14 protein-coding genes are annotated in these 20,778 nt (G+C 71.8%); 5 read left to right on the top strand and 9 right to left on the bottom strand.

What is annotated here, in order from left to right; translation table 11 throughout:
* Window positions 1-346 precede the first annotated feature (346 nt).
* Both treS and OHA86_RS10820 read right to left on the bottom strand, forming a co-directional pair.
* Window positions 347-2,047: a maltose alpha-D-glucosyltransferase gene (treS, locus tag OHA86_RS10825; protein WP_329174510.1), complete on the bottom strand. Its 1,701-nt coding sequence runs from the start codon at window positions 2,045-2,047 to the stop codon at window positions 347-349.
* Window positions 2,044-4,029 carry an alpha-1,4-glucan--maltose-1-phosphate maltosyltransferase gene (locus OHA86_RS10820; protein WP_329174508.1) on the bottom strand — a complete coding sequence of 662 codons (1,986 nt, stop codon included), beginning with the start codon at window positions 4,027-4,029 and terminating at the stop codon, window positions 2,044-2,046. The genes treS and OHA86_RS10820 overlap by 4 nt, the downstream gene beginning before the upstream one ends.
* A gap of 660 nt (window positions 4,030-4,689) precedes the next feature.
* Here OHA86_RS10820 and glgP point away from each other — a divergent pair.
* Complete coding sequence (gene glgP, locus OHA86_RS10815; RefSeq protein WP_329174506.1) at window positions 4,690-7,299, top strand: alpha-glucan family phosphorylase; 2,610 nt, start codon at window positions 4,690-4,692, stop codon at window positions 7,297-7,299.
* Between the two features lie 12 nt (window positions 7,300-7,311).
* On the opposite strand, the gene OHA86_RS10810 is transcribed toward glgP, so the two are convergent.
* The 3 genes from OHA86_RS10810 to OHA86_RS10800 all read right to left on the bottom strand — a co-directional run bounded on the left by OHA86_RS10810 (window position 7,312) and on the right by OHA86_RS10800 (window position 11,607).
* The gene (locus tag OHA86_RS10810; protein WP_329174505.1) at window positions 7,312-8,673 is read right to left on the bottom strand and encodes a DEAD/DEAH box helicase; all 1,362 of its coding nucleotides are present in this window, start codon (window positions 8,671-8,673) and stop codon (window positions 7,312-7,314) included.
* Window positions 8,674-8,778: 105 nt separating this feature from the next.
* Window positions 8,779-8,982 (bottom strand): cold-shock protein, encoded by a 204-nt coding sequence (locus tag OHA86_RS10805; protein ID WP_329174503.1) that lies wholly within the window; start codon window positions 8,980-8,982, stop codon window positions 8,779-8,781.
* Window positions 8,983-9,249: 267 nt separating this feature from the next.
* Window positions 9,250-11,607: a M4 family metallopeptidase gene (locus tag OHA86_RS10800; RefSeq protein WP_329182354.1), complete on the bottom strand. Its 2,358-nt coding sequence runs from the start codon at window positions 11,605-11,607 to the stop codon at window positions 9,250-9,252.
* Window positions 11,608-12,045: 438 nt separating this feature from the next.
* Between OHA86_RS10800 and OHA86_RS10795 the strand changes: the two genes are divergently transcribed.
* The 4 genes from OHA86_RS10795 to OHA86_RS10780 are packed head-to-tail and all read left to right on the top strand — an operon-like array spanning window position 12,046 to window position 14,641.
* A complete protein-coding gene (locus OHA86_RS10795) occupies window positions 12,046-12,441 on the top strand; it encodes an SAV_915 family protein (RefSeq protein ID WP_329174502.1) in 396 nt (131 codons plus the stop codon).
* A complete protein-coding gene (locus OHA86_RS10790) occupies window positions 12,438-12,737 on the top strand; it encodes a DUF6317 family protein (RefSeq protein WP_329174500.1) in 300 nt (99 codons plus the stop codon). The genes OHA86_RS10795 and OHA86_RS10790 overlap by 4 nt, the downstream gene beginning before the upstream one ends.
* Window positions 12,730-14,046, top strand: a complete 1,317-nt coding sequence (locus tag OHA86_RS10785; protein ID WP_329174498.1) for a WXG100 family type VII secretion target — start codon at window positions 12,730-12,732, stop codon at window positions 14,044-14,046. Before OHA86_RS10790 ends, OHA86_RS10785 begins: the two co-directional genes overlap by 8 nt.
* Window positions 14,027-14,641, top strand: coding sequence for a hypothetical protein (locus OHA86_RS10780; RefSeq protein WP_329174496.1), 615 nt, complete (start codon window positions 14,027-14,029; stop codon window positions 14,639-14,641). Before OHA86_RS10785 ends, OHA86_RS10780 begins: the two co-directional genes overlap by 20 nt.
* Here the strand turns inward: OHA86_RS10780 and OHA86_RS10775 are convergent.
* From OHA86_RS10775 to OHA86_RS10760, 4 genes are all read right to left on the bottom strand, one after another.
* Window positions 14,580-16,454, bottom strand: coding sequence for an ABC transporter ATP-binding protein (locus OHA86_RS10775; RefSeq protein ID WP_329174494.1), 1,875 nt, complete (start codon window positions 16,452-16,454; stop codon window positions 14,580-14,582). The two genes, OHA86_RS10780 and OHA86_RS10775, sit on opposite strands and share 62 nt — an antisense overlap.
* Window positions 16,451-18,313 (bottom strand): ABC transporter ATP-binding protein, encoded by a 1,863-nt coding sequence (locus OHA86_RS10770; RefSeq protein WP_329174492.1) that lies wholly within the window; start codon window positions 18,311-18,313, stop codon window positions 16,451-16,453. The genes OHA86_RS10775 and OHA86_RS10770 overlap by 4 nt, the downstream gene beginning before the upstream one ends.
* A gap of 148 nt (window positions 18,314-18,461) precedes the next feature.
* The gene (locus OHA86_RS10765; protein ID WP_329174491.1) at window positions 18,462-19,208 is read right to left on the bottom strand and encodes an SDR family NAD(P)-dependent oxidoreductase; all 747 of its coding nucleotides are present in this window, start codon (window positions 19,206-19,208) and stop codon (window positions 18,462-18,464) included.
* A gap of 145 nt (window positions 19,209-19,353) precedes the next feature.
* On the bottom strand, window positions 19,354-20,670 hold the full coding sequence (locus tag OHA86_RS10760) for an MFS transporter (RefSeq protein ID WP_443054394.1): 1,317 nt from the start codon (window positions 20,668-20,670) through the stop codon (window positions 19,354-19,356).
* Window positions 20,671-20,778: the final 108 nt, after the last annotated feature.

Genomic DNA, 20,778 nt, shown 5'->3' with positions numbered 1-20,778 from the left:
GGAGTCGCGCACCCGGCCGCATCGTCGAGCGGCAGGGGCGCCAGCCTCCCGGATGACGGGTTCGGGCTGTCCGGCGACACGGGGAGCCTGCCCCGGGCGGGTGACAGGAAACCGCCGTACGGCCCGCCCGCGTAACGTTCCGGTTGCCACTTCGCGCACCGGTCGGGTGGCCGGCTTGGCGAAGCCTGTCCTGTTGCGATCGGGGTACGTCCGGGAAAGTCCGGTTACGCCAGGAAGCGGCTGGATACCTTTCGGATACTGCCAAAGGTGCGTCAGGCCCGCTACTCGGGCGCGCTCCTCGGGGTGCTTCGGGCACGGGGGGCCGGGACCGACCGGCCCCCCGCCGTCATGACGGGTTGCGGCGCAGCCGGAACCAGTAGAAGCCGTGCCCCGCCAGCGTCAGCAGATACGGCAGTTGGCCGATCGCCGGGAAGCGCACCCCGCCGATCAGCTCCACCGGGTGCCGGCCCGCGTAGCGGCGCAGGTCCAGCTCGGTGGGCTGGGCGAACCTGGAGAAGTTGTTCACACAGAGCACCAGGTCGTCGCCGTCCTCCCGGAGGAAGGCCAGCACGGCCGGGTTGCTGGACGGCAGCTCGGTGTACGAGCCCAGGCCGAACGCGCGGTTCTGCTTGCGGATCTCGATCATCCGCCGGGTCCAGTGCAGCAGCGAGCTGGGTGAGCTCATCTGCGCCTCGACATTGGTGACCTGGTAGCCGTAGACCGGGTCCATGATGGTCGGCAGGTAGAGCCGTCCGGGGTCGCTGGAGGAGAACCCGGCATTGCGGTCGGGCGTCCACTGCATCGGGGTGCGCACGGCGTCCCGGTCGCCCAGCCAGATGTTGTCGCCCATGCCGATCTCGTCGCCGTAGTAGAGAATGGGCGAGCCGGGCAGGGACAGCAGCAGAGCGGTGAACAGCTCGATCTGGTTGCGGTCGTTGTCGAGCAGTGGCGCGAGCCGGCGGCGGATGCCGATGTTGGCCCGCATCCGCGGGTCCTTGGCGTACTCCGCGTACATGTAGTCGCGTTCCTCGTCGGTGACCATTTCGAGGGTCAGCTCGTCATGGTTCCGCAGGAAGATGCCCCACTGGCAGGTGTCGGGGATGGCCGGGGTCTTGGCCAGGATCTCCGACACCGGGTAGCGGGACTCGCGCCGTACCGCCATGAAGATGCGCGGCATGACCGGGAAGTGGAAGGCCATGTGGCATTCGTCGCCGCCCTTGCGGAAGTCGCCGAAGTAGTCGACGACGTCCTCGGGCCACTGGTTGGCCTCGGCCAGCAGCACCGTGTCCGGGTACTGCGCGTCGATCTCGGCGCGCACCTTCTTCAGGAAGTCGTGCGTACGCGGCAGGTTCTCGCAGTTGGTGCCCTCCTGCTGGTACAGGTAGGGCACCGCGTCGAGCCGGAAGCCGTCGATGCCGAGGTCCAGCCAGAAGCGCAGCGCGGCCAGGATCTCCTCCTGCACCCGCGGGTTCTCGTAGTTGAGATCCGGCTGGTGGGAGAAGAAGCGGTGCCAGTAGTACTGCTTGCGCACCGGGTCGAAGGTCCAGTTCGACGTCTCGGTGTCGACGAAGATGACCCGGGCGTCGGGGAACTGCTTGTCGTCGTCGGCCCAGGTGTAGTAGTCGCCGTAGGGACCTTCGGGGTCGCTGCGGGACTGCTGGAACCACTCGTGCTGGTCGCTCGTGTGGTTCATGACGAAGTCGATGATCACGCGCATGCCGCGCTGGTGCGCGGCGTCCACGAACTCCACGAAGTCGGCCAGGTCGCCGAATTCGGGGAGGACCGCGGTGTAGTCGGCGACGTCGTAGCCGCCGTCGCGCAGGGGTGAGGCGAAGAACGGCGGCAGCCAGAGGCAGTCGACGCCCAGCCATTGCAGATAGTCGAGTTTGGCGGTGATGCCTTTCAGGTCGCCGACACCGTCGCCGTTGCTGTCCTGGAAGGAGCGAACGAGGACTTCGTAGAACACCGCCCGTTTGAACCAGTCGGGATCACGGTCCTTGGCAGGGGTGTCCTCGAAGGTGTCAGGGACGGGTTCGTTGACGATCAACTGAGTGACCCTCCGATCGATGGAGACGGTCGCAGCGACAGGACGTGCGCGGGCGCGCGGCCCGGTTCAAGGCGCACATAGTTGTCTCTGCCCCAGTGGTAGGTCTCACCGGTGAGCGCGTCGCGCACCGGGAAGGACTCGTGCCAGGAGAGGCCGAGTTCCGGCATGTTCAACGAGACGGTCGCCTCCTGGGTGTGGAACGGGTCCAGGTTGACGACCACCAGTACGACGTCGTCGCCGCGGCGCTTGGAGTAGGCGAGCATCGCGTCGTTGTCCACCGGGTGGAATGTGATGTCCCGCAGCTGCTGGAGCGCCGGATGACGGCGGCGCAACCGGTTGAGCGTGGTGATCAGCGGGGCCAGCGAGCGCCCCTCGGCCTCGGCCGCCGCCCAGTCGCGCGGCCGCAGTTCGTACTTCTCCGAGTGCAGATACTCCTCACTGCCGGGTGTGGCGGGGTCCGCCTCGCACAGTTCGAAGCCCGCGTAGACCCCCCAGCTGGGGGACAGGGTCGCCGCGAGCACGGCCCGGGCCTCGAACGCCGGCCGGCCGCCGTTCTGCAGATAGCCGTGCAGGATGTCGGGGGTGTTCACGAAGAAGTTCGGCCGCATCCAGGCGGCGGTCTCCCCGCTCAGCTGCCGCATGTAGGCGGTCAGCTCGTCCTTGCCCGTACGCCAGGTGAAATAGGTGTACGACTGCTGGAAGCCGATCTGCCCCAGCGTGCTCATCATGGCCGGGCGGGTGAAGGCCTCGGCCAGGAAGATCACCTCGGGATTCGTACGGTTGATGTCGGCGATCACCTTCTCCCAGAAGACCACCGGCTTGGTGTGCGGATTGTCGACCCGGAAGATCCGCACCCCGTGCGCCATCCAGTGCCGCAGTACCCGCAGCGTCTCGCGGACGATGCCGGGGAAGTCCTCGTCGAAGGCCACCGGGTAGATGTCCTGGTACTTCTTGGGCGGGTTCTCCGCGTACGCGATCGTGCCGTCGGCCCGGTGCGCGAACCACTCCGGGTGCTTGGCCACCCACGGATGGTCCGGGGAGCACTGCAGCGCGAAGTCCAGCGCGATCTCCAGCCGCAGGTCCTTGGCCTTGGCGACGAAGTGGTCGAAGTCGTCCATCGTGCCCAGGTCCGGGTGGATCGCGTCGTGCCCGCCCTCGGGCGAGCCGATCGCCCACGGCGAGCCCACGTCGTCAGGACCCGCCGTCAGGCTGTTGTCGCGGCCCTTGCGGAAGGCTGAGCCGATCGGGTGGATCGGCGGCAGGTAGACCACGTCGAAGCCCATCGCGGCCACCGCGGGCAGCCGCTCGGCGGCGGTACGGAAGGTGCCGTGCCGCGGCGGGGCGCCCTCGCGGACCACCGCGCCCTCCGAGCGCGGGAAGAACTCGTACCAGGACCCGAACAGCGCCCGCTCCCGCTCCACATGCAGCGGCAGCGGCCGTGAGGCGCTGACCAGCTCGCGCAAGGGGAAGCGGTCGAGCACCGCGACCACCTCGGGCGTCAGCGCCGCCGCGTGCCGGGCCGCGACCGGCCGTGCGGTGTCCCGCAGCGCGTCGACCGCGGCCAGCACCGCGGCCCGCCCGTCGCTCTTGGGCACCCCGGCCGCGGCCCGCTCGTACAGCTGCGCGCCCTCGGCCAGCACCAGCCCGGTGTCGATGCCCGCCGGGATCTTTATGCCCGCCGTGTGCCGCCAGGTCGCCACCGGGTCCGACCAGGCCTCCACCGTGTACGACCAGCGGCCCTCCGCGGTGGGGGTGATCCTGGCCCCCCAGCGGTCGGTGCCGGGCTCCAGCTCGCGCATCGGGGTCCATGGGCCGGAGCGGCCCGCCGGGTCGCGCAGCACCACATTGGCGGCGACCGCGTCATGGCCCTCGCGGAACACTGTCGCCGTCACTTCAAAACTCTCGCCCACCACTGCCTTGGCCGGCCGGCGACCGCAGTCCACCAGTGGCCTGACATCGAGAACGGGAATACGACCGATCATTTCCTCACCTGACAGCGCTGGGTACGGGACGACGACTTCCGCTCTTTTTACCTGTTCTTGGCGTTGTCGGCCTGTCTGGGTGGCCGCGGCCACCCGTATCCACCCGGGTGGCGGTGACAGGGCCGTACGGGTACCCCCGCTGGGGCGAAACAGTCCGTTCGGGTGTCGTGCACCGGGGAGCCTGCCCCGGGTCTACGCGCGACACGCACGGCCTGACCTCGTTTCGGGAGCGCGCCCCGAGTGCTCTGATCCGCGCCCCCGCCGCGCCAGCGGACCCGGCGGCGCGGGCGCGCCCGGGGCGTCCCGTCCGGTCCGGGTTCGTACCCCCGCGCGCGCCCCCGACTGCGCCCCCGCGTACGCCCAAGGCGGACAAGGAGCCGCAGTTGTGCTCCCCGCGGGCCGTGTGATTCAAGCCATCAGGATCGCATCCGCCGACGACTTGCGCACCGTTTCCCGGCAGGCCTTGGAGGTCCTGACCGGCGGCCCGGCACGCCCGGTACCTGCACGACATGTGCCGGCCGCCTCGTGTACACACGGCTGAACGCGCCCGCGCTCGCACACTGATCACGCTCACTCCTGTGAGCCGCCGTTCGAGCGTTTGAGCCACCGGATCGTGGACTCTACCGGCGGGCCAAGGGCCAGCCGGGCTACGGTCGAAGGGTGAAGGCTATCCGTCGATTCACCGTGCGCACCGTCCTGCCGGAACCTCTGCGCCCGCTGGGGGGTCTGGCCCAAAATCTCCGCTGGTCGTGGCATCAGGAGACCAGGGAGCTTTTCCAGAGTGTCGACCCCGAGGGCTGGCGGGCAGCCCAGGGCGACCCCGTACGGCTGCTCGGCACGGTCGCCAAGGACCGGCTCGCCGCGCTGGCCGGCGACCGGCGCTTCCTGCGCCGCCTCAGCGCGGCAGCGGAGGATCTCGCCGACTACACCGGCGGCCCCCGCTGGTATCAGGAACAGTCCGACCTGCCCGCCGCCATCGCCTACTTCTCACCCGAGTTCGGGATCACCTCCGCCCTGCCCCAGTATTCCGGCGGCCTCGGCATCCTCGCCGGGGACCACCTCAAGGCCGCCAGCGACCTCGGCGTCCCGCTGATCGGCGTCGGCCTGCTCTACCGGCACGGCTACTTCCGCCAGACCCTCTCCCGCGAGGGCTGGCAGCAGGAGCAGTACCCGGTGCTCGACCCCAACTCGCTGCCCCTCACCCCGCTGCGCGAGGCCGACGGCTCGCCCGCGAAGACGAGCCTGGCCCTGCCCGGCGGCCGGACCCTGAGCGCCAGGATCTGGAAGGCCCAGGTCGGCCGGGTGCCGCTGCTGCTGCTCGACTCCGACGTCGAGGGCAACCAGGCCGCGGAGCGCGACGTCACCGACCGGCTCTACGGCGGCGGCAGCGAGCACCGGCTGCTCCAGGAGATGCTGCTGGGCATCGGCGGGGTCCGCGCGGTCCGCGCGTACTGCCGGATCACCGGCCACCCCGAGCCCGAGGTCTTCCACACCAACGAGGGCCACGCCGGCTTCCTCGGCCTGGAGCGCATCCGCGAACTGTCGCTGGAAGGCCTCAGCTTCGACGCGGCGCTCGAAGCGGTCAGGGCCGGCACCGTCTTCACCACCCACACCCCCGTGCCGGCCGGCATCGACCGCTTCGACCGCGAACTGGTCGCCCGCCACCTCGGCGACGACGGCGAACTGCCAGGCGTCGACACCGGGCGGATCCTCGAACTGGGCATGGAGACCCACCGGGGCGGCGACCCGAACCTGTTCAACATGGCCCTCATGGGCCTGCGCCTGGCCCAGCGCGCCAACGGCGTGTCCACCCTGCACGGCGCCGTCAGCCGGGAGATGTTCGCCGGGCTGTGGCCGGGCTTCGACCCCGAGGACGTACCCATCACGTCCATCACCAACGGGGTGCACGCCCCCACCTGGGTCGCCCCGGAGGTGCTGCGGCTCAGCGCCAAGCAGATCGGTGCGCAGCGCGCCGAGGACGCGCTGATGATCGGCGGCACCGACCGCTGGGAGGCGATCGGCGGCATCCCCGACACCGCGGTCTGGGAGCTGCGCCGCGAACTGCGCGAGCAGCTCGTCGACGACGTACGCCGCCGGGTGCGCGCCTCCTGGCGGCAGCGCGGCGCGGGCGACGCCGAACTCGGCTGGACCGACAGCGTCCTGGACCCCGACATCCTCACCATCGGCTTCGCCCGCCGGGTCCCCTCCTACAAGCGGCTCACCTTGATGCTGCGCGACCAGGACCGGCTCACCGAGCTGCTGCTGCACCCGGAGCGGCCGATCCAGATCGTGGTCGCGGGCAAGGCGCACCCGGCCGACGACGGCGGCAAGCGGCTGGTGCAGGAGCTGGTGCGCTTCACCGACGACCCCCGGGTGCGGCACCGCATCGTCTTCCTGCCCGACTACGACATCCGGATGGCCCGGATGCTCTACCCCGGCTGCGACGTCTGGCTCAACAACCCGCTGCGCCCCCTTGAGGCCTGCGGCACCTCCGGTATGAAGGCCGCGCTCAACGGCTGCCTCAACCTGTCGGTGCTGGACGGCTGGTGGGACGAGTGGTTCGACGGCGACAACGGCTGGGCGATCCCCACCGCCGACGGCATCGCCGACGAGGACCGGCGCGACGAGCTGGAGGCCGCCGCCCTCTACGACCTGCTGGAGAACCAGGTCGCCCCGCGCTTCTACGACCACGGTTCGCAGGGCCTGCCGCAGCGCTGGGTCGAGATGGTCCGGCACACCCTGGCCACGCTCGGCCCCAAGGTGCTGGCCGGCCGGATGGTGCGGGACTACGTCGACCGGCTCTACGCCCCCGCCGGGCGCTCGCACCGGGCGATACAGGGCCCCGCCGCGGTCGAGCTGGCCGAGTGGAAGCGCCGGGTACGCAGGCAGTGGCAGCAGGTGTCGGTGGACCATGTGGAGACCGACTCCGTCGAGGGCACCCCCGAGCTGGGCTCCACCCTCACCCTGCGCACCCAGATCAGCCTGGGCGGCCTCGACCCGGCCGACGTCGACGTCCAGCTGCTGTCCGGGCAGGTCGACGCCGCCGACCGGCTCGCCAACCCGACCGTGGTGTCCCTCAAGTGCACCGGTCGGCCCGACATCTCCGGCCGGCACTCCTACGAGGGGCCGCTCACGCTGGACCGCATCGGCTCCTTCGGCTACACGGTCCGGGTGCTGCCCGCCCACTCCCTGCTGGCGACCTCGGCGGAACTCGGGCTGGTGGCCGTCCCGCCGGAGGCCGCGGGCATGACCGCGGGCATCCTGCGGTAGGCCCCGCCGGGGTCAGGCGGCGCGGGAGCCGCGGGCGCGGCGGCCCGCCGCGCCGCCCCGGCCCGCGGCGGCGCCCGGTCCTGTCCTGCGCCCGGCCGGGTTGCCGGTACGGCGGCGCGGCGGCGTGGCCGCGGCGGTGGTCCTCGCCGCCGGGGCCGGCTGCTCCGCCACCGGCATGGCGACCGGCGTGCCCGACGGCTTGCGGGCGCCGGTGATCCGGACCAGGTCCGGGTCGCCGGGGCGGACCCTGGCGGTGGCCGGCCTGATCCCGGCCTGGGCCATCAGCCGGGCGTTCTCCCGCCGCTGCTCGGGCAGCACGAGGGTGATCACGGTCCCGGACTCGCCCGCGCGGGCGGTCCTGCCGCCGCGGTGCAGGTAGTCCTTGGCCTCGGTCGGCGGGTCGACGTTGACGACCATGTCGAGGCCCTCGATGTGGATGCCGCGGGCGGCGACGTTCGTGGCGATCAGCGCGTCGGCGGTGCCGGTGCGGAACTGGTCGAGCGCCCGGTTGCGCTGCGGCTGCGACTTGCCGCCGTGCAGCGCCACCGCCCGCACGCCCTGGCCGAGCAGGTGCTTGGTGAGCCGGTCGGCGCCGCGCTTGGTGCCGACGAACATGATCACCCCGCCCTTGCGGGCGGCGATCTCCGCGGTGACCGCGCGCTTGGTGGCCTCGTCCACATGCAGCACGTGGTGCTCCATGGTGGTGACGGTGGCCGCCGAGGGGTCCACCGAGTGGGTGACCGGCGCGTCGAGGAACCGCTTGACCAGCTTGTCCACATTGCGGTCCAGGGTGGCCGAGAACAGCATCCGCTGACCGCCGGGCTGCACCTGCTCCAGCAGCCGGGTGACCTGCGGCAGGAAGCCCATGTCGGCCATCTGGTCGGCCTCGTCCAGTACGGTCACCGCGACCCGGTCGAGCGCGCAGGCCCGCCGCTCGATGAGGTCCGCGAGCCGCCCGGGCGTCGCGACCAGCACCTCGGCGCCGGCCTTGAGCGCGGCGGTCTGCCGGTTGATCGACGCGCCGCCGACGACCGCGGTGATCCGCAGCCCCAGCACCTTCGCGTACGGGTCGAGCGCCTCGGTCACCTGCCCGGCCAGCTCACGCGTCGGCACCAGCACCAGCGCCAGCGGGCGCCTGGGCTCGGCCTTCCGCCCGGCGGCCCTGGTCCTGCTCAGCAGCGGCAGCCCGAACGCCAGGGTCTTGCCCGAGCCCGTCCTGCCGCGGCCGAGGACGTCCCGCCCGGCCAGCGAGTCGGGCAGCGTGGCGGCCTGGATCGGGAACGGCTCGGTCACCCCGTGGGCTTCGAGGGCGGCGACCAGCGCCGGGTCCAGCGGCAGCTGGGAGAAGAGCGTGACGGGCGACACAGGTGACACGGGCGTTTCCTTCCTCGGGCCGCCGGTGCGGCGGCTGCATGCGAGAGGCCCGCACCGTGCGGTGCGGGCCTCCCAAGACCGGGCGCGGCGGCCCGGTGACGCCGGTCAGAGCGCCCGGATCTTCTCCGCCTGCGGACCCTTCTGGCCCTGGGTGACCTCGAACTCGACCTTCTGGCCCTCGAGCAGCTCGCGGTAACCCTGCGACTCGATGTTCGAGTAGTGGGCGAAGACGTCGGAGCCGCCGCCGTCCTGCTCGATGAAGCCGAAGCCCTTTTCCGAGTTGAACCACTTCACGGTTCCGGTAGCCATATCCATCTCCTACTGGTGGGGCAGTTTCCAGATCCGCACTGTACGGATCCGGGTCGCCGTAGATGATCACCCCACACCGGAGAACTCCGGCAAAAACAAAAGTGCGCCCGGGGATCGCAATCATCCAGGCGCACGCAAAGTTCTGGGTACCACAACTGCAGCAACGCTCACTCTAGCAGATCGCCACCCGACGCCACCCGGGCCGGCCGTGGACGGCCGGCCCGGGCGTGTTCCGCCGTTCGGGCGGATCAGCGGTGCTGCGTCACGTCAGCTGACGTTGACGGCGGTGTCGTCGATCAGGAAGGAGGTCGCCAGGGAGGAGTCCTCGGTTCCGGTGAACTTCAGGGTGACGGTCTGGCCGATGTAGGGGGCCAGGCTGACGGACCGCTGGACGTAGCCGGTGCCCTTGTTGATGTTGGAGTACGAGGCCAGGGTGGTGCTGCCGGCTGCGACGGTGAGCTTGTCGTAGGCGGTGGTGGTGCTGGTCTCGCTGCTGGAGATGTAGAGGTAGTAGGTGAAGGTGGCGCTGGTGCAGGTGGCGGGGATGGTCACCGACTGGGACAGGGTGTCGGTGTGGGTGGTCCCGTAGCCGTTCAGCCAGGCCTTGTAGGAGCCGGAGTGGGCCGGGGCGTCGGTGCTGTTGTCGATCGCGCCCGTGGACGCGGTCCAGCTGACGGCGCCGCTCTCGAAGCCGGGGTTGGCCAGCAGCTGGCCGGCGGTGCAGCCGCCGGTGGTGCTGGTGATCGTCCAGGTGAAGGACGCCGTCCCGGTCGCGTTGGTGGAGTCCTTGGCCGTCACCGTCACGCTGTAGCTACCGGTGGTGGCCGAGGTGGTGCCGGAGATCACGCCGGTCGAGGCGTTGATCGTCAGGCCCGGGGGCAGGCCGGTGGCGGTGTAGGTCAGGGCGCCGCCGTTGGTGCTGCTGGCCTGGATCTGCAGGCTGACCGCGGTGCTCACCTTGGTGGACTGGTTGCCCGGGTTGGTCACCGTCACGCCGGACGGGGTGGTCACCCGGCTGCCGACGCCGATCGCGGCCCACGTGTTGGCCACCGTGTTGTACGTGGCGCTGTTCGCGCCCCACAGGTCGGCCGCCGCCTGGAGCGACTGGGTACGGGCCGCCGCGTAGTTGGTGGTCGAGGTGAAGCGCTCGGTCAGCGACTTGTACCAGAGCTTGAGCGCGTTGTCCCGGCCGATGCCGGGCACCGACAGGTTGTCGTAGGTCGGGCTGTTGTAGCTGACCCCGTTGACGACCTTGGCGCCGCTGCCCTCGGAGAGCAGGTAGAACAGGTGGTTGGCCGGACCCGAGGAGTAGTGGACGTCCAGGCCGCCGAGGCTGGAGGACCAGTTGTCCTTCGAGCTGCCGTCCTTGCTGGGCTTGTCCATGTACCGCAGCGGGGAGCCGTCACCGTTGATGTCGATCTTCTCGCCGATGAAGTAGTCGCCCGGGTCGGTGGCGGTGTTGGAGTAGAACTCCACGCCGGTGCCGAAGATGTCGGACGTCGCCTCGTTCAGGCCGCCGGACTCACCCGAGTAGTTCAGGCCCGCGCTGTTGGCGGTGACGCCGTGGCTCATCTCGTGGCCCGCGACGTCCAGCGCGGTGAGCGGGTGGGTGTTGCCGCTGCCGTCGCCGTAGGTCATGCAGAAGCAGGAGTCGTCCCAGAAGGCGTTGACGTACGAGTTGCCGTAGTGCGTCCGGGAGTACGCCGCCCGCCCGTCGTTGGCGATGCCGTTGCGCCCGAAGGTGTTCTTGTAGAAGTCCCAGGTCTCCTGGGCGCCGTAGGCGGCGTCCACGCCCGCGGTCTGCGCGGTGGCGCCGTTGCCGTCGCCCCAGGTGTCGTCGGGGTCGGTGAACAGCGTGCCGGTCCCGGACGTGGCGTGGCTCAGGTTGTACGTCTTGTGGCCGCCGCGGGTGTTGTCCAGCAGCTGGTAGGTGCTGCCCGACAGTGTGGTGGTGATGTTCACCTGGCCGCTGTACTCACTGTTGCCGACGCCGGTCTCGATGCCCTGGTACTCGAAGAGCTTCGCGCCGGTCGTGGCGTCCGTGATCACGTGCAGCTGGTTGGGGGTGCCGTCCTCCTGGAGGCCGCCGATCACCGACTCCCAGGCGAGCACGGGGGTGCCGGACGCCGCCCAGACCACCTTGCGCGGCGAGTTGGCCGCCACCGGGGCCTTGGCGCCGTCGGCCTTGGCGCGGGTCAGGGCGAAGGACTTCGCCGAGTCGGCGCTCTTGACCGCGGTCGTCGAGGCCACCGCGATCGAGGCGTTGGTCGCCTTGTCCACGCCGGTGGTCGCGCCGAGCGGGCTCTGGTGCACGATCAGGTCGCCGCCGAGCACCGGCAGTCCCTGGAACGTACGCTCGTAGCGGGTGTGGGTGCTGCCGTCGGCGTCCTGGGACACCGACTTGACGACCAGCTTCTCCTGGGCGCCGAGGTGCAGCGACGACGCGGTCGTCGCCGCCTCCGACTGTGCCTGGGAGGTCAGCCCGGCCTGCTGAGCGGGGGTCAGCGAGGCGGGGAGCGCGCCCGGCCTGGGCTGCGCGTGGGTAGTCGCGGCCTGGGCCGACGCGCCGGTCTGCGCGGCGGGTTCAGCCGCCGCGGTGCCGGCCGGCAGCGTCACGGCGAGCATCGCCGCGCCGGCGATCAGCGCGCCGGCGGCTACTGCCGTACGGGCCGTACGGGGGGATCGTGCCACTCGTCACTCCTTCTGCGGCGGCCGCGGGGGTGCGCGGCCGGTGACAGTCCGGGCGGGTGGGGTTGGTGATCCGCCCGGGTAGAGCTGTGGTGTTGCTGTGGAACCGGCCACAGAGTGGCACTCTTTACTTGTTCATGTCAGTGCCGTGGTCCCAACTTGGCTGAAATTCGTTCGGTGTCCGGAGAGTGGCGTCCGCATAACGGTCAGATGTGAGAACCGTGTTGCACCCGCAAGAAGTTTGCCGGTTCTTTGACGGCGTGGAATACGGACGTTCCCGGCCATTCGTGCGGACGTGTCTCCTCCGCTGTCTACAGTTGCCGCGGCGGCGGCGGGTACGGGTCCGCGCCAGCGTGGCCGAAAATCGAGGTGGAGATGTCACGAATATCAGAACTGTCCGGCGAGTTCGGTCTGTCCGGTGCTGCGGAGGGCACCGGACAGACCGAACTCGCCCCGGACACCCGGCTCTTCGTACCGGCCCATCCCCGGTATCCCGCGGACCCCGAGCTGGCGCCGGGTGTCGGCTTCGAATTCCTCACCGAGCCGCGGACCGGCTCGGCGGTCCCGGTGGCCTTCACCACCCTGGACGCCCTGGTCGGCGCGCTGGGCGAGAACCAGCCGTGGATCGCGCTGCCCGCGGGCCCGTTCGCCGAGCTGATGCGGCGCAACGGCTTCGGCCACCTCAAGGTCGACCCGGTCCTGCGGCCCGGCACGCAGCCGTACTGGACCGCGGAGAACCTCCGCGACTACACCGAGGCGGTACGGACGTGAGCGCCGGGTACAACGTCGTCCTGGCCGACCTGGCGGGCATGGCCTCGACCTTCCACACCCAGGCGGCGAACTACGCCGCGCTCAAGGTGAACGTCGCCCCGCCGATCGCCGAGTCCGGCGACGCGGGCCTGGACGACGCCATCGCCTCGATCATGGACGCCATCGCGGGCCTGCACGCCAAGCTCGCCGGGCGCATCGAGGAGCACGCCAACGGCCTGGACTACGCCCACGGCTCGTACCAACGGCACGACATCGACGTGCACGGACTGTTCGAGGACCTGATGCCCGATGAGTGACAGCTGGATCGGCGCCGACCTCGGCGGCCTGCACACCATGGGCACCACCCTGACCGGGGCCAAGGAACTCCTCGAAGGCGTCGTCAAACCGCTCGGCGAAGGCGTCGAGACGCTGGTCTCCGACGCGGGCTGGAAGGGCGACGCGGCCGAGGAATTCCGCGCCCGCTGGTCCGAGGACTCGATAGCGGCCGGCGGCTTCGCCGAACTCGTCAAGGCGACGGGCGAGGCCCTCACCACCCTCGCCCACGCGCTGACCGGAGCCAACAGCGCCCTCCAGAACGCCGCGGACGTCGCGGCGGGCAAGGGCGTACCGCTCGGCCCGAACGGCGCCCCCGGCACGATGATGACCGCCGATCCGCCGAGTGCCGCGGACCAGAAGGCCATCGGCGACCTCAACGAATACGCCGGTGTCCACAACGAGATCATGCACAAGGCGCAGGCGGCCCGTATCGCCTGCGCCAAGACGCTCAACGCGCTCTACGACTCCCTCGACCCGGACACGTCGATGGGCAAGGGCGACAAGATCGTCGTCGCCGACTACCTGCGGGCGCTGTGGACCTCCAAGGCCGACGACGAGCGCAAGCTCGGCCTCGACGCGGGCAAGAAGCTCGACGAGGCCGAGAAGAAGCACGAAGCGGCCCTGAAGGCGATGAAGGACGAGGAGGCCAAGTTCCGCACCGCGGAGGCCGACCTCCCCAAGGCCTTCCGGCTCAAGGGCGAGTACCAGCGGCTCGGCACCCAGATCGACGCGCTGGACGCCGAGGTCGCCGCCAGCAGGAACGGCAGCGACTTCCTGCCGTTCGACCGGGTGCTCAACTACAAGCTCGCCGACGCGCTCCAGGGCGTGAAGCTGGTCGAGGGCGCACCGGAGTTCCTCAAGGAGATCCCGGTGGTGGACATCGCCGCGGTCACCGCCATCGGCCTGGTGGAGGCCAAGGAGGACCACGACAAAGGCTGGTCCTGGGCGCACTCGGTGACTGTCGACGTCGGCGCGGGCCTGGTCGGCCTCGCGGCCGGCGCGGCCGTGGTCGCGGCGGCCCCGGAGATCGGCATCGGCCTCGGCGTGACGGCGACGGCGGCCACCGCGGGCGCGGTCTTCGTCGGCGTAGGGTATTTCGCGGACGAGGCCTTCCACGAGCACTGGAGCGAGGACATCCACGACCACGGAGTGATCGCGGGCGTCGCGGACGGCACCTGGAACGTCACCAAGAACACCGGCGGGGACATGAAGGATCTGGCGGTCGGCACGGCGAAGGGCGTCAGCAATGCAGGGAAGTCGGTCTGGCACCATGCCACCGGCTGGCTCTGAGCCCGGGCACGGAACCGGCGGCCCGGGCGGTCCCGGCGGGGCCGCCGTCGAGCCCTTCGCGCTGCCCGTCCTCGGCACGAGCTGGCTGGACCGCGGCTTCGGCTACGGGGTGCGGCGGGGAGTGCTCGCGCTGTGCACGCTGCTCTTCGTCGCCCTGGTCGGCGCGATCGGGACCGCGCTCTACCTGGGCTTCGTCTCGGTCCTCCCGGCCGGGGCGCGGGTCGTCGTCCATGTGCTGGAGGGCGCCGCCGCCGCGGTGGCCCTGGCCGCCGGGTGGGTCGGGCAGCGCCGGGCCGGGGCCGTGCCGGTCAGCCCGGAGGAGGTGGCCGCCGGGCGGCGCTCGGCCGGCAGGTCGGCCGCGCGCGGCTTCGGCAACCGGGGCCTGGCCGTCCTGCTGTCCCCGGTCCTCCCCGCCCTGGTCGCCTACATCCTGGGCCGGTCGCTGGCGGCCGTCCTGGTCCGCGAGACACCCCGTGAGATCGGCGCCCGCCTGGACTACGAGCGCCGCCTCGCGGCGGCCGGCGGCGGCGGGGTCACGCCAGACCGTCCCGCCAGGCCGCGTCCAGCTCCGCGTAATGGCCCTTCCTGGCGATGAGTTCCGCGGGTGTGCCGTCCTCGATGACACGGCCGTCGCGCATCACCAGGACGCGGTCGGCGATCGCGACCGTGGACAGGCGGTGCGCGATGACCACGGCCGTACGCCCGTTGAGCACCGTCCGCATGGCGTGCTGGACGGCGCGCTCACCGGGGACGTCCAGCGAGGACGTCGCCTCGTCCAGGATCAGCACGCCCGGGTCCGCCAGCAGGGCGCGGGCGAACGCGACCAGCTGGCGCTGCCCGGCCGAGATACGGCCGCCGCGCTTGCGCACGTCGGTGTCGTAGCCGTCGGGCAGCGACACGATGAAGTCGTGCGCGCCGATCGCCCGGGCCGCGGCCTCGACCTCCTCGCGGGTCGCGTCGGGGCGGCCGATGGTGATGTTGTCCGCGACGGTGCCGGAGAAGAGGAACGCCTCCTGCGTCACCATGACCACCCCGCGCCGCAGGTCGGCCTGCGACAGGTCGCTCAGCCGGACCCCGTCCAGCAGCACCCGCCCGCCGGTCGGGTCGTAGAACCTGGCCAGCAGCTTGGCCAGGGTGGACTTGCCCGCGCCGGTCGCGCCGACCACCGCGAGGGTCTGCCCGGCCGGCAGCCGCAGGTCGAAGGCGGGCAGCACCTCGCCGCCGGTGCGGTAGCCGAACCGGGTCCGGTCGAAGACCACTTCGCGCCCCGGCCGCCCGTCGGCGGTCGGCGGCAGCGCGACCGGGTGCTCGGGCGCGGGCACGGTCGGCGTCTGGGCGAGCAGCCCGGCGATCTTCTCCAGCGAGGCCGCCGCCGACTGGTAGGAGTTCAGGAACATCCCCAGCCGGTCGATCGGGTCGTAGAGCCGCCGCAGGTACAGCACGAACGCGGCGAGCACACCGAGCGCCATGCCGCCGCCCGCCACCCGGTACGCGCCCCACACCACGATCCCGGCGACGGTGACGTTGGCCAGCAGCCGGGAGATGGTGACGTAGCGGGCCATCTCCAGGATCGCGTCGCCGTTCGCCCGGCACTGCCGGTCGTTCAGCTCGCCGAAGGCGGTGTCGTTGGGCACCTCGCGGCGGAAGGCCTTGACCGGGCGGATGCCGTTCATCGTCTCGGTGAACTTCACGATGACCGCCGCGATGGCGGTGGAGCGCCGGCGGTAGGCGACCATCGAGCGGCGCTGGAAGCCGCGGACCGCCACGTACAGCGGCAGGTACGACACCAGCGCGACCAGCCCGAGCCGCCAGTCGAGGAAGACCAGCAGCACCGAGATGTAGACCATCGAGAGCGCCACCTCGATCAGTTCCTCCAGGCCGTCGGTGAGCAGCTCCCTGATCGACTCGACGTCCGAGGTGGCCCGGGCGATCAGCCGGCCCGAGGTGTAGCGCTCGTGGAAGTCCAGGCTGAGCGACTGGGCGTGCCGGAACATCCGGGCGCGCAGCTCGATCAGCACGTCCTGGCTGATCAGCGCGGCGACCCGGATGAAGACGCGCTGGAGCGCGCCGGCGGCGATCCCGCAGCCCAGATACGCGCAGGCCACCGCGATGAGCGCGCCGTGCCGGCCGTCGCGCACCTGGGGGATCGCGTTGTCGATGGCGTACGCCACCAGCAGCGGGCCGGCCTGCACCGCCGCCTGCTGGACCAGCAGCAGGACCGAGGCCAGCCAGACCCGCCGGGTGTGCGGGCGCAGCAGCGAACGCAGCAGCAGCACCTGGGCGTTCTTGGGCGCGGGCAGCCGGTCCAGGTCGAAGGCGTCGGGCCCGCCCGGCGCCGCCGCGGGGGCCGCCCGCTGCGGGCCGGCTTCCTCGGGGCCGCTGAGCTGCTGCTCGGTGGCGGACGTCATCGGGCGTCGCTCCTCTCCAGGGGCTCCACGGGCGCGGACTGCGCGGTGCCGGTCTCCGGCTCGGTGAGCCCCGACATCAGGTGGCGGTACTCGGCGTTGTCCCGCAGCAGCTCCGGGTGGGTGCCGACCGCGGTGATCCGCCCGCCGGACAGCAGCGCCACCCGGTCGGCGAGCTGTACGGTCGACGGCCGGTGCGCCACGACCAGCGCGGTCGTCTCCCGCAGCACATCGCGCAGCGCCGCCTCGACCAGGGCCTCGGTGTGCACGTCGAGCGCGGACAGCGGGTCGTCCAGGATGAGGAACTGCGGGCGCCCGACGACCGCGCGGGCCAGCGCGAGCCGCTGCCGCTGACCGCCGGACAGGCTCAGGCCCTGCTCGCCGACCTGGGTGTCCAGGCCGTCGGGCAGCGCGTGCACGAAGCCGCACTGGGCGATGTCCAGCGCCCGCAGCACCTCCGCCTCGCCCGCGCCGTCCGGTCCGGCGCCCATCGCCACGTTCTCCCGTACGGTCGCGGAGAAGAGGGTGGGCTCCTCGAAGGCCACCGCGACGAGTGCGCGCAGCCGCTCGACCGGCAGCCCCGCGGTGTCCGTGCCGTCCAGGGTGATCCGCCCGGCGGTCGGCTCGTGCAGCCGCGGCACCAGCGCGGTCAGCGTGGTCTTCCCGCACCCCGTGGCGCCGACCAGCGCCATCGTCTCGCCCGACCTGATGTGCAGGTCCACCCCGTCGAGCACCGCGGCGCTCCCCGCCACCGCGTCGGGATACCGGAACGCGACCCCTTCCATCCGCAGCCCGTCCCCCCGCCCCGCGTCCGCCGCGGCCGCGGGGGTGGCTTGCACCGCCGGCTCGGCGCCCTCCGCGCCGGGGGTGGTCATCGGCTCGAAGTAGCGGTCCGCGGCGGTGGCGGCCTCATTGGTCATGGCCAGCAGGAAGCCGATCGACTCCACCGGCCAGCGCAGGGCCAGCGCCGTGGACAGGAAGGCCACCAGGGTCCCGGCCGAGAGCTTGCCGTCGGAGACCTGGAGGACGCCGATCACCAGGGCGACGCCGATGGCCAGCTCGGGCAGGGTCATGATGATGGCCCACAGGTTCGACAGCAGCCGCGCCTTGTGCAGTTCGGTGCCGCGCAGCTCGTGGGCCTGGCGGTGGAAGGCCTGCGACTGGCTGCGGTGCCGCCCGAAGGCCTTGATGATCCGGACGCCGAGCACCGACTCCTCGACCAGGGTGGCCAGGTCGCCCGCCTGGTCCTGGGCGCGCCTGGCGGCCAGCGCGTACCGCTTCTCGAAGCGCGAGGACAGCACCATGAGCGGGACGGCCGGGCCGAGCAGCACCACGGTCAGCAGCGGGCTCTGGCCGAGCAGGATGCCGAAGCCGATCAGCAGCGTGGTGGTGTTGACGAACAGGAAGACCAGCGGGAAGGCCAGGAACATCCGCAGGATCTGGAGGTCGGTGACGGCCCGGGAGAGCAGCTGCCCGGACGCCCACCGGTCGTGGAAGGCCACCGGCAGCCGTTGCAGCCGCTGGTAGAGGTCGGCGCGCATCGACGCCTCGACCCCGGCCAGCGGCCGGGCCACCAGCCAGCGCCGCAGCCCGAACAGCAGCGCCTCCAGCAGCCCGAGCAGCAGCACCAGGCCGCCGCCGAGCCACACCCCGGACGGGTCGTGGTCGGTGACCGGGCCGTCCACCAGCCACTTGAGCACCAGCGGGATCAGCAGTCCCACGCTGGAGGCGACCATGCCGACCACCGCCGACGACGCCAGCCGTCCACGGATCGGCCGGACGTACGGCCACAGCCGCAGCAGTGAGCGGATCGAGGACCGCGGGCGGGCGGCGGGCGCGGGGTCAGGGGTCGTGGCAGGCATCACTCCTGACACTACGGTTGCCCACTGACACGCTTCACCTGGTTTTCGCCACCGGGAAGCCGGCCCTGAGGTACCAGGACCGGCGGCCCGGAGCGGGCGACGGCAAGGGGTTGGCGTCTCCCGCCCCGGGCGTCGAGGGGGTCCGCGGTCAGACGGTGAAGCCGCCGTCCGCGTGCACGACCGCGCCGGTCACGTACGAGGCCGCGTCCGAGGCCAGGTGCGCCACGACCGCGGCGATCTCGTCGGCCGTGGCGTAGCGGCCCAGGGCGGTGAAGCCGCGGACGGTCTCCGCGTACGGTCCGCCGGCCGGGTTGGCGTCGGTGTCAGTCGGTCCCGGGTGCAGCAGGTTCACGGTGATGCCCAGCGGCCCCAGGTCCCGGGCGAGGCCCTTGGTCATACCGGTCAGCGCGGTCTTCGTCAGGGCGTAGAGGGTGTGGCCGGGGAAGGTGGTGCGGTCGGCCACATTGCTGCCGATGCTGATGATCCGGCCGCCGCCGCGCATGTGCCGGGCCGCGGCCCTGGCAGCCAGGTAGGGGCCGCGCACGTTCACCGCGACCGAGCGGTCGAAGTCCGCCGCGCCCAGGTCCGACACCGGGCCGACCACGTAGACGCCCGCGTTGTTGACCAGGACGTCGAGCCGGCCCCACTCGGCCGCCGTGCGGTCCACCGCGTTCTCTATCGCGGCCGGGTCGCCGCTGTCGGCGCGCAGGGCGAGCGCGCTGCGGCCCAGGGCGCGGATCTTGCCGGCCACGGTCTCCGCCGCCGTGGCATCGTGCCGGTAGGTGAACGCCACATCGGCGCCGCCCTCCGCCAGCCGCAGTGCGACCGCCGCTCCGATACCGCGCGAGGCCCCGGTGACCAGGGCGGTCCTTCCTTCGAATTCGGTGGTGTCCATGCCCTCGATCATGGTCGGGCCGAGCGCCCGAATCTGGCGGGAATCGGCCCTCGACCTGCCGTCCTGCCGGCAGTGGAGGGGCCTGCTCACGTGGCCGTGGAGAGGCCGGCCCGCCCGGCCGTGGAGGGGCGGACTGCCCGGCCGTTCAGGGGCCGGCCTGTCCGGTCGTGAAGGGCGCCGCCCTGCGCAGCCCGCGCACCGCAGGGATCGCCAGCAGGGTGCCGCCCACCGCGAGGGCGATGGCGCCGCCGGCCTGGAGCACATGGCGGGTCCCGAAGACCGCGGCGGCCGGCCCCGCGAGCGCCTGGCCGACCGGGAACATCGCGACGGACCCGGCCACTTCGTAGGCGTGGATGCGGTTGAGGATGTCGCCGGGGACCTGGGTCTGCACGGTGGTGGCCCAGTTGACGCCCCAGAACGCCCAGCCGATCCCGGCGACGAAAAGGCAGCCGCAGATCCCGGCCACCGGCAGGTCGAGGCCGACCGACGCGGGCATCAGCGCCACGGCGAAGACCCCGAAGCTGCCCGCCCGCAGCGGCCGGTCGGCGCGCAGCCGCATCGCCAGCAGCGCGCCCACCGCGGTACCGGCGCCGAGCGCGGAATTGACCAGGCCGTACGCCCCGGCGCCGTGCGCGGGGATGATCTGGCCCGCGGCCAGCGGGATGAAGGGACCCATGACGCACATGGTGTAGATCGTCCACACCAGGATCACCGCCCACATCCAGGTGCGCGCCCTGAACTCCCGCCAGCCCTCGCCGAGATCGGCCCGGAAGGTCGTCCTCGTGCCCGTCCCGTCGGCCGCCGCCCGCGGCGGGGGCGGGGCCAGCCGTAGGAAGAGCAGGCACAGCCCGCTGGTCAGATACGTGGCCGCGTGCACCGCGAAGACGACGCCGGGCGAGGTGAAGCCGACCAGCACACCGGCGAGCGCGGGACCCGCGAGGCCGGCCGCGGACTCGGCCGTCCTGGTCACCGCGTTGGCGCCCTGCACATCGTGCGCGACCCGCACCACCGTACTGGCGACCCCCGGCTGGAAGGTCGCCGCACAGGTGCCGTTGACGACCGCGATCACCAGCACTTCCCACAGCCGCACGCTGTGGGTGAGGAAGAGGAAGGCGGCCGTCGACTGGGTGCAGACCCTGACCAGGTCGGAACCGATCATCATGGCGCGGGCGTTGAAGCGGTCGGCCAGCACCCCGCCGAAGATGACGAAGCCGGCGAAGCAGGCGCTGGCGGCGGCCATCACCAGGCCGATGTCGCCGGCGGAGTAGCCGTAGGAGAGCAGGCCCGCGGACAGGGCGACGGGCAGCATCGTGTCGCCGAGCATGGCGACCGAGCGGGCGGTGAAGTAGAGCCGGAAGTCGACCGACCAGAGGGGTCCCGCCGGCGGGCGGTACGCCGACGGGGTGCGCGCGACTGCGGCGGCCTTCCCGGGGCGGGGTGCGGAGGAGGTCACCGGGCTCATAGTGGACTGGACCACTTGCGGAGTCCAGTGGATTGCCCGCCATTCGGTCCGGTGATCGAACTCACCCGTACGCGGCGCTACTCGGGGCGGGCCCGGACGCGCAGGCCG

The organism is Streptomyces sp. NBC_01477, assembly GCF_036227245.1.
GTDB lineage: Bacteria > Actinomycetota > Actinomycetes > Streptomycetales > Streptomycetaceae > Actinacidiphila.
The sequence above is the reverse complement of the archived record's forward strand: the minus strand, read 5'-3'. Positions and strand labels throughout refer to the sequence as shown.